The sequence below is a fragment of the Alicyclobacillus dauci genome (assembly GCF_026651605.1).
Lineage (GTDB): Bacteria > Bacillota > Bacilli > Alicyclobacillales > Alicyclobacillaceae > Alicyclobacillus > Alicyclobacillus dauci.
Genome location: NZ_CP104064.1, coordinates 2,580,505 through 2,596,340 on the forward strand (window position 1 = coordinate 2,580,505; position 15,836 = coordinate 2,596,340).

General features: G+C 50.2%; 11 protein-coding genes and 1 pseudogene. All 12 read right to left on the reverse strand.

Annotated features, from left to right (window positions below; genetic code table 11):
• Positions 1 to 32 precede the first annotated feature (32 nt).
• The 12 genes and pseudogenes from NZD86_RS13125 to NZD86_RS13180 all read right to left on the reverse strand — a co-directional run bounded on the left by NZD86_RS13125 (position 33) and on the right by NZD86_RS13180 (position 15,757).
• Positions 33 to 1,205, reverse strand: coding sequence for an ROK family transcriptional regulator (locus NZD86_RS13125; protein WP_268042312.1), 1,173 nt, complete (start codon positions 1,203 to 1,205; stop codon positions 33 to 35).
• A gap of 23 nt (positions 1,206 to 1,228) precedes the next feature.
• Positions 1,229 to 2,761, reverse strand: coding sequence for a xylulokinase (xylB, locus tag NZD86_RS13130; RefSeq protein ID WP_268042314.1), 1,533 nt, complete (start codon positions 2,759 to 2,761; stop codon positions 1,229 to 1,231).
• Positions 2,762 to 2,785: 24 nt separating this feature from the next.
• A pseudogene (locus NZD86_RS13135) lies at positions 2,786 to 4,017 on the reverse strand (ISL3 family transposase).
• Positions 4,018 to 4,231: 214 nt separating this feature from the next.
• Positions 4,232 to 5,548 carry a xylose isomerase gene (gene xylA, locus NZD86_RS13140; RefSeq protein ID WP_268042316.1) on the reverse strand — a complete coding sequence of 439 codons (1,317 nt, stop codon included), beginning with the start codon at positions 5,546 to 5,548 and terminating at the stop codon, positions 4,232 to 4,234.
• Between the two features lie 73 nt (positions 5,549 to 5,621).
• Positions 5,622 to 6,713 (reverse strand): Gfo/Idh/MocA family protein, encoded by a 1,092-nt coding sequence (locus tag NZD86_RS13145; RefSeq protein WP_407655164.1) that lies wholly within the window; start codon positions 6,711 to 6,713, stop codon positions 5,622 to 5,624.
• 2 nt (positions 6,714 to 6,715) lie between these two features.
• Positions 6,716 to 7,366, reverse strand: a complete 651-nt coding sequence (locus NZD86_RS13150; protein ID WP_268042320.1) for a ThuA domain-containing protein — start codon at positions 7,364 to 7,366, stop codon at positions 6,716 to 6,718.
• A 59-nt stretch (positions 7,367 to 7,425) separates the two neighbouring features.
• Positions 7,426 to 9,795: a glycoside hydrolase family 3 N-terminal domain-containing protein gene (locus NZD86_RS13155; RefSeq protein ID WP_268042322.1), complete on the reverse strand. Its 2,370-nt coding sequence runs from the start codon at positions 9,793 to 9,795 to the stop codon at positions 7,426 to 7,428.
• 60 nt (positions 9,796 to 9,855) lie between these two features.
• Positions 9,856 to 10,737, reverse strand: a complete 882-nt coding sequence (locus tag NZD86_RS13160; protein ID WP_268042324.1) for a carbohydrate ABC transporter permease — start codon at positions 10,735 to 10,737, stop codon at positions 9,856 to 9,858.
• The gene (locus tag NZD86_RS13165; protein ID WP_268042326.1) at positions 10,737 to 11,627 is read right to left on the reverse strand and encodes a carbohydrate ABC transporter permease; all 891 of its coding nucleotides are present in this window, start codon (positions 11,625 to 11,627) and stop codon (positions 10,737 to 10,739) included. The genes NZD86_RS13160 and NZD86_RS13165 overlap by 1 nt, the downstream gene beginning before the upstream one ends.
• A 61-nt stretch (positions 11,628 to 11,688) precedes the next feature.
• Positions 11,689 to 13,032 (reverse strand): extracellular solute-binding protein, encoded by a 1,344-nt coding sequence (locus NZD86_RS13170; RefSeq protein WP_268042328.1) that lies wholly within the window; start codon positions 13,030 to 13,032, stop codon positions 11,689 to 11,691.
• 453 nt (positions 13,033 to 13,485) lie between these two features.
• Positions 13,486 to 14,937 carry a radical SAM protein gene (locus tag NZD86_RS13175; protein WP_268042330.1) on the reverse strand — a complete coding sequence of 484 codons (1,452 nt, stop codon included), beginning with the start codon at positions 14,935 to 14,937 and terminating at the stop codon, positions 13,486 to 13,488.
• Positions 14,927 to 15,757 (reverse strand): prolipoprotein diacylglyceryl transferase, encoded by an 831-nt coding sequence (locus tag NZD86_RS13180; protein ID WP_268042332.1) that lies wholly within the window; start codon positions 15,755 to 15,757, stop codon positions 14,927 to 14,929. Before NZD86_RS13180 ends, NZD86_RS13175 begins: the two co-directional genes overlap by 11 nt.
• Positions 15,758 to 15,836: the final 79 nt, after the last annotated feature.

Below are 15,836 nucleotides of genomic sequence, written 5' to 3' on the forward strand. Positions count from 1 at the left end.
TTCATGACAGTTGATTTCTAGATAGGTGGCGATTAGACCTCCGCCTTCGGTCCGGCAAAAAAGTCGTGTAACACCAGTGCCGCAGCCCCGACCGGACACGCATCTCGTCCGAGGGCGGAAACCTGAACGGACAATTTCGAGTACGGGGCGATAAAACATCGCGTTTGAATGACATGTTGAAGCCCATCCAGTACGCATTTCCCGCCTCGGGCGAGTCTATTCCCGAGAATCACCATGGACGGGTTCAACCCGTTAATGAGGTTTGTCGCCCCGATCCCGAGGTACTGCCCGACCGAACGAAACGCCTGCAATGCAGCGGGATCCGAGTTTTCCAGAGACGCCACAATGCTTTTGAAGTCTGTCTGACGACCGGTTAGTTTTTCGAAGTTTGCGACAAGCGCTCGCTCAGACGCGTATAGTTCCCAACATCCGTGATTGCCGCAGAGGCATTTCGCACCGTTGAGATCGATACTCATATGCCCGTACTCCCCAGCGACTCCATCAGCCCCGCGCAGTAGTTCGTTGTGGAGCACAATCCCCGTGCCGATTCCTGTCCCCGCACTGATGTACAACAGATTCTCGACGTTTGTGCCCACACCGTACATCTTCTCGCCCAGTGCACCAGCGTTAGCCTCGTTGTCAACAAATACGGGCTTTCCGAACCTGGTTTCGAGCATCGCCTTGATGGGGACATTATCCCAATTTAGATGCGGTGCCTTAAGAACAATACCTCGGTGATAGTCTACCAATCCCGGTACCCCAATGCCGATACCGATGATTCCATGTTTCGACGGCGGGGCGTCCGCAATAGCCTCATGGACGGCCGACATCACCGTCTCAATCACTCCTGTCGGATCCATATGATGTGGAAGTTCAAAATCATACGTCTTGAGCACCTTTGCCGCTAAATTGGTAACCACAATGCGAATGTATTCGACACCGAGCTCCACCCCAAGTACGTTGGCCACCTGTTCGTTGAACAAGAGCATAATGGGTCTCCGTCCCACTCGAGACTGTCCGTGTCCAACTTCTATCGCCAACCCCTCTTGAATGAGTTCATCGATGAGGGCTGATACGGTCGCTTTATTAAGTCCTGTTTCCGCAGAAATTTGTGCCCTCGATATGGGACTGTGAAAGCGTATCTTGTCGAGCACGATATGCTTGTTGGTTGCCTTCATAAAAGCTGGGTCAGCGGTCCGTGTCATATCGGCTCATCACCTCGGTGTCTTTAAATCTCATATGAAAGTGCGTTGAATACACCCTTTAGCTGTACATAGGCGCTGCGATACAGCTCGTAGAGCCGCTCGTACTTTGGTGACCAATCAGATGGTCCTTGGACCTTGTCGCCGGGCTTGCCCCATGTTAAGACACCGTCACGGCGATGGCCGAATCCGACGCCTTCACTGGCGATCATCGCTGCGCCCAAAGCCGGTCCGTAGCGGGCTTGCACCACTTCGAGAGATCTATCGACACAGGCTGAGAGAATCTCCACCCACAGCCGACTGTTCGCACCCCCGCCCGAAACCAGCCACTCCGTCGCTGTCACACCTTGTTTCCCCATCGCCATCCAACAGTCTTTTAGGCTGAGCGAAACACCCTCAAGCAAAGCGCGTATCAGATGAGTCTGCCCGTGGCGACGGGACAGACCGATCCACGCTCCTCGCGCAAGCGGATCGAGGATAGGGGTTCGTTCACCCATTAAATAGGGCAAAAAGAGCAGTCCCTCACTCCCTGGCACCACTCGCTCAGCACCACGGAGCAACACGTGAAATGCGTCTTCATGCTCCCCAGTTGCCTCTGTCGCTGCGTCGAACGTCTCGCGATACCACTCAAGCGATCCCCCAGCCGCCTGCGTCACGCCCATCAAGAACCACATGTCGGGCATGGCGTGGCAGAAGCTGTGCAAGGCTCCGGAGGGATCGACAAGGGGACGCTTGGTCGGAGTGAGTACCACCCCCGACGTCCCCAGTACCATGGATACCTGCCCTTGCCGACGTACACCAGCACCTAAGGCACCTGCTGCCTGATCTCCAGCGCCCGCGACAACCGGAATACCTGGCTGCAAACCCAACGTCCGCGCGACTTCCTCTGTCAAATACCCGCAGATTGTGGAGGACTCGACCACGTTTGGAAGCCAACTGCTTGGAACCGACAGTGCTTGGCACAACTGCGTGGACCATTCACGTTTACCGACGTCGAGCAACAACGTACCCGATCCGTCCGTAACTTCCGTATGAACGTTGCCTGTCATCTTATAACGCACGTAGTCTTTCGGCAACATGACGTGCGCAATACGACGATACACTTCTGGTTCGTGCTCTTTTACCCAGAGCAGTTTCGTGACGGTAAAGTTCGGTAAAGGCGGGTTGCTGGTCCATTCGATGATTCGATCCCGACCTACAACCTGTTCCAACCACGCTGCCTCATCTATGGTTCGCACGTCACACCAAATAATAGATGGACGCAGTGGTCTACCGTCGCCATCAAGCACGACCAACCCGTGCATTTGACCCGAAAAACTGATACTTTCGACTGAATAGTCCACGCCCTTGCGATTGAGCGCGGCAACCACCTCTTGAACGCCTTGTACCGTCGCATCCCACCACAAGTCGGGGTGTTGCTCAGCGTAGCCAATCCTCGGCACGTCCATTTCGTAGTTTGCTGACGCCGAAGATTGAACGTCGCCGTGCGCATCCACAGCAATGACTTTGGTACCTGACGTCCCAACGTCGATTCCTAGGACAACTTCCAATTTTCTCATCAGATGTTCAGCCTCCTCGCTGTTTTAGGTGGGTAAAGCGAAGGACAACTTGCCTAGCAACAGGTAAATCATAGAGATATAGTTCTCGACGTTGCGATAACCCTTCGCTCTTCGTTTCATGGCTTGGATGAGACTGTTCATACTTTCAATCAGGGCATTATTCACTCTGCTATCAAACCAAGACAGTATGCCAGTTTGGTGGCGGCGAATGGTTTTAGCGGCGTCAATCATTGGTTTGAGCCGCGAATGCGTGGCCCAGAAGTACCACTTGTCCAGAAACGGCTTGGCAAGGGACTTTGGCTGTATCCAAAGCTCTTTGAATGTCAGCATCATCTGGTATGCCTTTGCCGTCTTGAGATTTAAGTGCCGAAGCTCCTGTAATCGCTCTTTTTGCTTGCTTGTCAAATTGTGCTCATTCTTCAGCCAAATGTACCTGGATTGTTTGAGCATGGGCTGTGTGCGTTGTTCTTCACGGCGTACTTTGTCCACCGCTTCACCGATTACTTTCGTAACATGGAACTTGTCAAATGTGAGTGAAGCGTCAGGAAAGTATTTGTGAACACCAGCAATAAATGCTGGAGACATGTCGGAGCAGACAGTTTCGATTTCATCTGGGTCGCCGCCATGTCGCGTGAAATCATCGACGAATCGCGTAAGGGTACTCATGTCTTTGCCATGCGTGACGAAGATTACCCGTCTTTGCTCTGTATCTGCAACAACGGTCACGTAGTGATGACCGCGAGCTGTAGAGGTTTCGTCAACCGCAATGTGGTGAACATCTGAGAAGTCTTGTGATTCGCGAGCCTGATTCACATAGTGGCGAACGATACGCCAGATACGGGTATCATGTTCCCCGACTAGACGTGCAACTGCCAGAACGGGCATCTCGCGAACCAGTTGAAGGATGAATGCCTCGAAGCCGTATGAGAAATGCCCGCGTTTGCGTGCCCAGGGCACTTCGATGGTCCGTACACCCCCTTGTCCTTCGAGCAATCATGGCACCAGATTCGAGGCACTTTGGCGTGAATGTATGTGTCGTGCTCAAAGTGATTGAGGTGCCTCCATGAGCGAGTGTCGCGGTCGTAGATGTCCGTGTTCTGACTGCCGCAATTTGGGCATGGGAACTTGGTTCCATCTTTGTAGTCGACCGTGATGTCAAGACGTTTATTCTCTTTGCTGAATTCAACCGAAGTAACATGCCAGGGAGATTGAACGCCAATAGAGTGATTGAACAAGTCAAGAACGGGATCGGACATTTGGATAACCTCCTGTTACGTCAAGAGAGCGTGGAATACCGACCAACGGGAGGATATGCCGCGAAAGCTCTTGACGGATGCCCAACTTGGCATCCTACAAGTCATGTCAAGCCGACAACAAGGAGGCATTGACCCTAACTCTGGTTTGCCAATGGGTTTTTATACCTCCATGATTGACTTGTTCAACCCATCTCAACCAGCGAAGAGCCGATGTTCATTCCACTTCCAACAAGTATTGATTCAACTTTGCAAGCAGGAATTCTTGCCGACCCGATTCCTGTACAGTGACCTGCTTATCAAGAATATACTCTTCGAGCGATTTCAGGGTGGACTTACCAGAAACGATGTCCGCGCCAATACCTCTTTGGTAGCTTGCATATCGCTCTGTAATCACATCATCGAATACAGCATCTTCAATGAGTCTAGCCGCCACTTTGAGACCGCGAGCAAAGCTATCCATGCCGACGATGTGGCCATAAAAGAGATCGAGCGGAGTCATTGAGCCGCGCCGCACTTTCGCGTCAAAATTGAGCCCCCCGGAATGTAGTCCGCCGTTTTTCAAAATTTGAACCATCGCCAGCGTTGTACTGTAAAGATCCGTAGGAAACTCATCCGTATCCCAACCTAGTAGCGCATCCCCTTGATTCGCATCGACCGACCCGAGCATTCCGTTCACCCGGCTGACGGCCAACTCGTGGTCAAATGTGTGTCCTGCAAGGGATGCGTGATTTGCCTCAACATTCAGTTTAAATCGGTCGCTCAACCCGTATCTTTGCAAAAACGCAATGGTCGTCGCTGCATCGAAGTCATATTGATGCTTTGTAGGTTCCTTCGGCTTTGGTTCGACTAATAACTGCCCTTTAAATCCGATCTCGTCCGCATAATCGCACGCCATTTTTAGCAACCGTGCCAGATTGTCCAGCTCCAGTTGCAAATTCGTGTTCAGTAGCGTTTCATAGCCTTCTCGTCCACCCCAAAAGACATAATTCTCTGCCTCCAGTTCAAGGGCCACCTCAAGCCCCTTCTTCACTTGTGCTGCCGAATAGGCAAATACGTCCGCATTCGGCGATGTCGCTGCACCATGTACGAAACGGGGGTGGGAGAACATATTTTGTGTGTTCCACAACAGCTTCTTCGCCGACGTTGTCATGTAGTCCTTAATCATTGACACAATAATATCAAGGTTTCGATTTGTCTCGCGAAGTGTGTCGCCTTCCGGCGCAATATCCCGGTCGTGAAAACAAAAATACGCCACACCCAACTTGTCGAAGAATTCAAATGCCGCCTCGACACGTTTCTTCGCCAAGTCTAGCCCGCTAAAACCGTCCCACGGACGAACCATCGTCGGCTGGCCAAACGGATCTGTGCCCGTTAAGGTAAACGTATGCCAGTAACTAACGGCAAAACGAAGATGTTCAGCCATCGTTTTGCCTGCTACGATCTCGGTCGGATTATAGTACTTAAAAGCAAGAGGATTTCGAGATTGCCGTCCCTCATATGTGACTTTCTCGACGTCTGGGAAGTATGCCATTTTAAATCACCTTTCCACGGTAGTTTACCAGTTTTTTGAGCATGTGTGTCTAATTGTCGGTTTACTAAACAAACTAATATAACGAAAATCCCGTAGGCAAGGGCATCGGCCTCGAACAGCGACTTGTCACGGCCTGATGCCTTCCCTCTGTTGACGCTCTATGAAAACCCTCCATGATTTCTAACACGTGAAGGCCGAGCTCTCCACTAGCACGGTGGGGTCCGCCGTCTAAAATGGCCCTCGCCATATCAGCCACAGCTAATCCGCGACTATTATGCAGAAAACCATGAGTCAGGGGCATCTCGATCCACTCGGGGGTATCGTACCGTCGTACGAGGACCGGACCTCCGAACGTGTTGGGATCAGGGACGCTTAGCGTTCCCTCGGAGCCATAGATCTCTATGCGAGGGACATTAGCATGCCACACATCAAAACTTGTGACAATTGTACCCACTGCCCCGCATTCGAAGTCCACAATGCCCGCAATGTGGGTAGGAACTTGCACTTGAATTTTCTGACCTTTCTTTGGTTCGCTCAGAATCATTCGCTCCTCGAATGAAATCTGGCTAGAAGACGTAACGCGGCTGATTGGACCTAATAGATGAACGAAGGCAGTCAAGTAATAAACGCCCATATCAAACATCGGGCCGGCGCCAGACTGGTAGTAAAACGCCGGGTCTGGATGCCAGTGCTCATGACCGTGCGACATCATAAAAGCATTTGCGGCTATGGGGCGGCCAATCCATCCGTCGTCAATTAACTTGCGACTCGTCTGCAGTCCAGCACCAAGAAAAGTATCAGGCGCTACGCCCACACGCAGGTTCTTTTCCTTTGCAAACTCCAAAATCGAGCCTGCCGCCACCGTGTTGGTTGCTAATGGTTTCTCCACATGGACATGCTTACCTGCCTCTAGTGCTCGATGACAGACTTCGGCGTGCGCCTGCGGAATCGTCAAGTTGACGACAATGTCGATTGCATCGTCGGCCAGGAGATCCTCAACGGAGCAGACCCTTGGGACGTTGAATTCACGGGCTCGGTTTGTTGCACGGGTTACATCGATATCAGCACAAGAGAGTACGTTCAAATTGGCGAAGTCCGATAGATTCTTCAAATAAATCCCGCTGATGTGTCCGCATCCGATAATCCCTACGTTCAAGGATTGCACATTCATTCCCTCCAAGGACTTGCTTCTTTGTCAGATGCTGCCCACAACATTCCCCGTCGTGTAAGCTTGCTTACCTCTTGCATTCGGACAATCTCAGGCTTATGGCCGAGAGAATGGTAAAACACCTTACCGAAACCGTACCTTTTCGTCCACGCTACTGGCATCGTGGTGTCCCCGAATTGGGTTGTGGCCAGGGTATGAATGGCGGGATCAATATGCATGTAGTACTGCTCCGAAGTAACCGAGAAATCGGAAATGCCGCGCGTGATTGGATGTTCCTGATCCAAGATATGCACGTCATATGTGACAGCATCATTACCCGGGTGAGCCACCCATTGGCCTCCAACCATGTACTGGTATTCTGGGACATTCCGAAAGGCGTCACCAAGTCCCCCGTGGATTCCTGCTAAACCAACGCCACCATACACGGCTTGTCGCAACACATCGAACTGCGCCGATGTGATTTCGCCCTGAGTCCAATGGATAATAATAAGTTGGTAATCTTGTAATCTTTCCACACTTTCTAGTGCATCTAAGCTGTCCCTAAGCGTGACAGAAAAGTACTCCGCTTCGAGTAATTCCCTCAATATATTGGCTGTTTCACTCGGGTAGTGACCTTCCCAGCCACCATAGACAATCAGTGCAGTCTTCATCGGGCGCCTCCCCCGTTCGAATCCATGTCAGTCATCTAGCCCGGTGCTGTGACAGTAGGTCATTGTACCGACCCATTTGTTGATGAGGTTTTGACCGGTGTCGAAAAAATCTTCGTAGCTTCTGCATTTGTCACATCACCACATAGTGTGAAGTGACCTTCAAGTCGAATGTCGTCTGAAGCAGAGCCAATTTTCACCTCAATTACGCCTGGCTCGACAACGTACTGCATCTCTCGATTGTAAAAACCGACTTGGTGTGCGTGCAGGGCAAACGTCACGAGTTTCGTTTCACCTGGCTCCAAACAGATTCGGATGTATCCGAGAAGCTCTTTCATGGGCCTCGTCACATCTGCTTCCACATCCCGGATGTACAGTTGGACAACTTCTTCACCCGTTCGATCCGACGTGTTCGTCACCTGGCACGAGATGTCTACCGTTCCGTTCACATCTACCGTAGCTGAAGAAAACGTGAGTTCGCTGTATTCAAACGTTGAATAGCTGAGACCATGGCCAAATGCATATAACGGCTCATTACTTTCATCGACGTACGCACCTTTCCAGTGTGAACGGCCCCCGGATGGTTTATGGGCGTAGTAAATTGGAACCTGCCCCACTGAACGCGGAACAGAAATTGGCAAACGACCGCTTGGGTTGTAATCGCCAAACAAGACATCCGCAACCGCCACAGCGCCTTCCTCACCGGGCAACCACGCTTCAATAATTGCGGGAACATGTTGTGCTATCCAGGGTGTTGCCAGCGGACGGCCACTAACAAATACGACGACCGTCGGCGTTCCCGTCGCCGCAATCGCTTCGACCAGTTTTTGTTGAACACCGAGTAGTCCGAGCGTAGCCCTGTCGCGCGATTCACCCGTTGTGCATTTGTCGGTCAAACCTGCGCGATCACCGACCACAACAACCGCCACATCAGCACCTTGGGTGATTGCGAGTGCCTCGTCAAAACCATATTCGTTCGTTTCAGTGACACCGCATCCCTGTGCGAAGGCGACTCGTCCCGCGCCTACTTTCTCTTGAATGGCTGCGAGAATGGTCTGCATGGGGACAAACTGGTCGTCAACTTGCACCTCACTTGGCAACGGTGTATCGAAGACATTGCCTTGGTCCCGCATTTCGAGCAGTGACTCGATATGGCATGCATAAGCGTAATCGCCTACCATGTTCCGGATACTATTGGCATTCGGACCAATGATCGCGATTTTCTTGACGGACTTACTTAAGGGCAGCATGCCTTGTTCATTTTTCAGCAAAACAATTGACTTCTGTGCGGCGTACCTGGCCAATGCCCTCTGTTCTTTGTTATCAAAGACCTCTAGCGTTCTCTCCGAGTCCACGAACGGGTTCTCAAACAACCCGAGCCGCATTTTCATAGTAAGGACTCGGCGTACCAACTGATCCACTTCCTCGATGTGGATCAATCCGCTTCTTAGTGCCTCGACGAGTGCTGTCCCATACACATCCCTGCTTGGTAATTCCACGTCAACGCCTGCACGGACAGCAAATTGAGCAGCTTGACGTTTATCCTTCGCCACGTGGTGGTATTCGTACAACATGTTCACAGCGAAATAATCTGAAACGACGAGGCCGTCAAAACCCCACCTGTTGCGAAGCAGGTCGCAAAGCAAATATCTAGAGTGGTGACACGGGATACCGTCTAATTCATGATAGCCTGGCATGATGCTTCCTAAATTGGCCTGCCGGACAACGGCTTCAAACGGATACAGGTACACTTCGCGCAGCTCACGTTCCGGGATGTGCGCTGGTGCCCAGTTCATTCCACCTTCCGAGATGCCGTATCCGACGAAGTGCTTTCCGGTCGCAATGACGCCGTCCGTCAACTCCTCTCCCTGTAATCCCTTAACATATCCAATGCCCATTTGGGCAACCAGATAGGGATCCTCTCCGAATGTTTCCTCAATCCGGCCCCATCGCGGATCTCGGGTGACATCGAGAAGCGGCGCGAGTGCTTGATGAGCACCTGCAGCACGCATCTGTCGGCGGATTACTTCCCCAACACGTCTTGCAATATCCTCATCCCATGTACTCGCAATACCGATGGATTGAGGGAAACAAGTCGCCCCTTTCGCCATGTAACCGCTGCATGACTCCTCGTGGACAATTGCCGGTATCTTGAGACGGGTGTGATCGAGGAGAAACTTTTGAATCTGATTGGCCATCCGTGCTATACCTGCGGGACCAAGATTCGTTGCTCCACCAATTCTCGTGATCTGCCCGATTCCGTTACGGAAGCGAGTCGCCGCCCTGTCTTCCGAAAATTCCAGACCGTCCATTACTTCATAGGCCCAAACTGCCGTCAGTTGGGAAGCCTTTTCCTCAATAGTCATCTCGTTCAGCAACATCGTGGCTCGCTCGTCAATCGATCTTGTCGAATCCCCGTAAATGGTGCGCATAGACAGTCCTCCATTCTCACGTAACCCGCTCGCATCTTGGATCACGGCCAAATTTCACTGCTATTTTCCAAATCCAGCGAGCATTCCTCGAAGTAAATAGCGACGCCCGAAGATGTAAGCTAGAATCAACGGCAAAGCTGATAGAATAACCGCTGCCATGGTAACTGGAACATTCATGGTATATTGGCCTTGAAAACTCACGATCGCCATTGGCATGACGCGCGCTTGCTCGCTTTGGGTCAATACTAACGGGAACAAGAAGTTGTTCCACGCTTGAACAAAGTCGTAGATGGCTACGGAAATCAGAGCTGGTGTTGCTAGCGGAATCACCAAGTGTCGTAGTAGTCGAAAATCGCTTGCACCTTCGAGCCCCATAGACTCATACAATTCATTTGGTATATCACGTACAAAACTTACAAGAATTAATAATGTTAGTGGAAGCCCGAAGGCGACAGACGGGAGAATTAAACCAAGCAGTGTATCATATAGTCCCATTTTCGTGATGAGCACATAAATGGGAATGATAGCTGCTTGAATTGGTAAGGCGAGTCCCACCAAAAACACATCAAAGATCAAGCGGATAATGCGACTTCTGCTCCGTACGACCACGTAGGCGCATAGAAGAGCACAGAAAATAATGAACACAACCGAACAAAGAGACGCAATCAAACTATTCACAAAATAATGCGTGAAGCCTGCCTGTACAACCGTTCTGTAGTTTTCAAATGTCGGATGTAGCGACGGCAGCCATGGAATACCTACGAGGTACCCTTGTTGTGAACGTAGGCTCGTCATGAGCATATACAGAACGGGGTAGAACGCTATGATGAGCCACATAACTCCCATTACAGAAAACAGGGTGTTGTACCATGTAGGACGCCGACGTCGCTTTCTCTGCAAGCGGGTGCGAGGGTTCGCTGTTGCCGTATCTGTGACCACCATCACATACCCTCCAGTTGACTTTCCATTCGATTAAATCCGGTAAACCGCAGCGTTAAAATCGACAAGAGGACGCCAGCCACAGCCAGAATGACGGCGAGTACGCTGCCAAGTCCGATATTCTGGTTAACAAAAGCCTGTTTATACATATCCATTGCGAGGACAGTCGACGATTCACCAGGTCCTCCGCCTGTGAGTACGTAAATCAAGTCAAAGTACGTAAGTGACCCGGTCAAAATCAGCACCGACGATGTAATGATGGTGTACTTCAGTTGCGGCAGAGTGATAGAGAAAAAGTTACTCCACACACTGGCACCATCAATTGTGGCCGCCTCGTACAGGGAATCGGGAATTTGCTTGGCACCGCCTTGGTACAACAGCGAGTGAAACGGTATGAACTGCCATGCAATGATCATGCTGACAACCAAAAGGGCAATATGCGTGTTCCCCAACCAGTTTTGATTGCCACTGCCAAAATGAAGTGACTTTAACAGCGCATCGATCAACCCAAAGTTTGGATTTAACATGTACGACCAAGTGACCCCGATGGCTACGGATGAAAATAGCAGTGGAACAAAGTAAAACACCCCAAAAACAGCTCGATGTTTTTGCCGACCAGCAAGAAAAACACCAACCATCAGACTTACAGGTGTTTGGAAAACCCACGAGAGAACCATCACTTCACCCGTTAAGCGAAGTGCGTGAAGAGCCTCACCGTCATGAAGTACCTGCTGCCAATTCATCAAGTTAACCCACTTGGCGGCTCCAATGCCATTCCATTGAAGCCCGCTGTAGTACACGGCTATGGCCATAGGAAACAACGCGAATACCACGAAAAATAGGACGGCCGGAACAACCATTAACCACCTCTGCCAATTCATCCTGGTCCCCACGTTTATTCACTCCCAACCAGTGATATACGCGGAGATGGCCGCTAGGCCATCTCTCACGAACTCACGACTTGATATACTTGTTCATGTCATCCGAGAATTGTTGTGGTGTCATTTGGTTAAGGAACAGTTTGCTGAGGTCGGTGAGCAATTCCTGAGCCTCACTAGGAGGTAGGGCTTGGTCCCAGGAAGCCTGGAAGTTCGGTGCATTTTTAACCATATCGTAGGTGAAGGACAGGTAATCACCGTAAGTAGCTTGCTTCAGTTGAGATTCGATGCCCTGTACGGGCGGTACGTCCCCGATACTGATCCAGTCCTTAACGTTTTGCGAACTCAATACCGCATCCTTGAGGAAAGTTACGTCGGCGGATTTGTTCTTTGAATCGTTCGAGATAGAATAATAATTAGATGGATTGCCCACGATGTCATTCGGGTCACCCTGGCCGCCGGAAACCGTGGGAAATGTGGCAAAACCAAGGTTCCCTTGTTCGATGAACGATTTGTCGTCAGACAAAACCGTTGCAAATCCCCAACTGCCCATCAATTCCATCGCAGCTTTGCCGGTATACAGGAGTGCGGCATCTTCTCCTTGATTAGAACTGACAGAACTGAATCCCTGTTCAAATGCTCCGGCGTTGACTAGTTGCTGGATCATTGTATTCGCTTTCATAAAAGCTGGATCGGACCATGCGTTGGCCTTACCCGTGACGACGTTATTAAACACAGTCGGTCCACCGACACGATCCACCAAGTACTCTTCATACATTAAATCCGGCCACTGATCTTTGCCGCCAAGAGAAATCGGAGTAATGTTGTGGGATTTAAGGACTTTCACGTCATTCAACAAGTCATCCCACGTTTTTGGTGGTGTCAGATTGTACTGTTTAAATAGCTGCTTATTATAAAACAACATAACTGGTTGAACGTTATCATTTGGAATTCCATACACTTTACCGTTAAAAGTAACCGGTTTCATAACGGATGGAAGAAAACGATTTGACCAACTTGAATCGGAATTGAGTGCTGAGGTTAAATCGTACACGTCTCCCGCATCAATATAGGACTTCAACACGCCGCCACCCCAACCGACAAAAATATCTGGTGGGTTATGTGCCCCCATTGAAATTTGAATTTTCTGCTTATATGGATCATTCTCGAAGAATTGTACATTTGATTGAATGCTTGAATGGGATTGGTTAAAAGCTTGCGACATGTTTTTCACAACTTGTTGCGATTGACCAGTCTGAATATCCCAAATCGTAATGGATGCCTTGCCCGACGCATTTGATGCGCTACTGTTAGACTGACTCCCTCCCGCACTCGTATTCCCACACCCAGTGACGAGAACACCTGCCGCTAAAACGACGGTTACGCTTGTCGAAATGAAAGCCTTCTGCTTCTTCAACATTCGATCCCTCACCTTTTATTTGGATGTTAAACAAACTTATAAACTTATATTAAACGAGCGCTATAAATTTGACAATATAAATTCTAAAAATTAAAATTATTCTACCCAATTAGTTTTTTTGTGTTCGTCATCAAGACCGGATTACATCTCACATCATGCTATAAATTCCAGCCCCCGTCCCCAGGTTATGCGTAGCCAACATCTCAATGAATCCCTCCGCTCGACGCAGCGTAACCGCAGGTTGCCATATCCAGTACGACGGTGACTCCGGCAAGGATGTACATGGCCGCCACGATGTGCCTACGATTCGTGAGGAAAAAAAAGACCGAGATGGGTACGATGTACAGTAATTAAAGTACCCAAATCAAAAACCATCCGAAGATAAGCCCAAGCCCTAGATTGATGACGGCTGTGCTACACAAAGCAACGATGAACTCCCTACGCCTGCTCCGGTTATCGTCCACGGTGCTCCTCCTCATTGGTTCGTGAAGCAACAGCTAACTTTGCCGCGTCGAGCTCAGCGCGGATGGTTCGCACTGTAGCCTCGCGATCATCCCGGTAGAAAATGTTGTAGGTGTCGAACGGGATAATACGCCCGTCTGGGTGGACGATGTGGACGCACGATTTTTTGACGGATCGAACGTCAAAGTGGTGCGGGTCGAGAAACTGCATAATGATGACGCGGAATACGTTTTCGTATGTGATGTTTTCCGGTGCCGAGATCATCGGTAGGCAACACAGTAACTTTTCTAGCGACAACGCAGACGACATAGGTGAATGGCTGGTGGAGAAAAGATTGAAGACGCGGTCTTTCAGCGTTTCATCTTGCTCGAAGACGATCGTATTGCGATCACCCTCCAGAAGAACCTCGGGTGGGATCAGACTTGTCAGCGGCGTGACCGTTTCGCCCATCTTGAGCGCGTAACCCATTGCGAGGCAGTCTGGGTGACAAGGGACGGGAATAATGTCTTCAGCACTGAACAATGACGATTGGTCGATAATACCCTGCCGGACCTCACTGAGAGTCAATCGATCCGTTGCCGGATTAAACGATTCCAGTCGTCCCGCTGCCTGAATGGGTTGAAACGTGACACCGCGGACCGCAGGTTGTTTAATGGCGTAGTCAATGATGGGCCCAATTTCGTGATCGTTCAGGCCCTTCTTCAGGGTTACGACCAGTGTCGTCGAGATGTTGAATTCGTTTAAATGAGCAATGGCTCGCTCGCGAACGTGCCGTAAGTCGACGCCACGCAGTTCACGCAATGCCTCGCCGTCGAAGCTGTCAAACTGCAGGTAAATTTTAAATCCAGGCATATATGTCGCCAACCGGTGTACAAATTCTCTGTCGTTCGCGATGCGCAGACCGTTCGTGTTGACCATGAGGTGGCGGATCGGCTTATTTTTCGCCATGTCGAGAATCTCAAAAAACTGTGGATGAATGGTAGGCTCTCCGCCGCTAATTTGGACAATATCGGGCTCCCGCTCATTCGTGACCACGGCGTCAAACATCATCTCAATGTGTTCTAGTGATCGCCACGATCCGGCATGTGGCGACGAAGCCGCGTAGCAAATTGGACACTCGAGATTGCACTTATCGGTGATTTCGACAAGCGTGAGGCAACTGTGTTGTTCGTGATCCGGACATAGGCCGCAATCATACGGGCAACCATACTGAATCGGTGTATTGAATGAATACGGCATCTCGGCAGGTTTAAGGAACTCCCGGCACTTCTTGAAGTACTCGATATCGGTCGAGATGAGCACTTTTTCTCGCCCGTGTGTTGGACAATATTTTAACAGATAGACATGGTTGCTCTGGAAGATCACTTTTGCTTCTACTTTACGAAGGCACGTTGCACAGATGCTGTTGGTCAGCTCGTAAAAGATATAGGGTCTATTGGGCATGTTTGACCTCCATCCGCCATTTAGCGCCATAAGTCAACGTCACACACAATTTGGGTATGTAATAGCCAAGTCCAGCGATGCATGCCAACTGGATGTTGCTGAACCCGAAGTAAACGTGTGGAGTTGGTTTAATAAATTCAATGAGCAGGCGAAAGCCCAAATAGGCAGCCATGAACATTTGGAAATACGTTCCGGGTGGAAAGCGCCTGTTGTCACCGTCGACCTGCACTGCGTTTGTAAGTTTCCATGGAAAACGCGAACGGTTCCACCGGGAGAAAATCCACAAGAACATTCCGAGGACAATCAGGAAAGCAATCTCATATAGTTGCGTCGGATGCCTGCGAACACCGTCCCCAAAGTCGACGCCAGTCACGAAATGAGTCGGGGTACCGTACGTGTGATCCGGCAAACCCGCGAGGAAACAACCGACACGTCCAATACACATACCAACAATGAGCGGCAGCACGAACGAATCTCCGGTTGATTGCTTCCACCCCACACATTTCTTGGCAACTTCCACACCAACCAAGCCACCAAGCAGACCGCCGACGATGGTTTCACCACCTATCCAATATGTTGGATTCGACCAGTTGTGGATAAGGGCGATGGGATTTTCCAACCAAGACAGAATTTTGGCACCCGTGGCCGCACCAACCACGGCCCCAACGAGCACCCACACCCCTTGATCAAAGGGAATGGGCTTCGAACGTCTAGCGTTGAAAAAATAAAGACGCGCCCCGATAAAATATGCCAAAGATTCAAACACAGGATGTGGCGGCAAAGTCCACGGACCAATGTGAATATACACCGGGAAATGCAATGGAACACCTCCGGAGATATGTTAGAAACCTCTAGATTATTTTACAATCTATTTAAGAAACTGGATACTGTTTATGTTC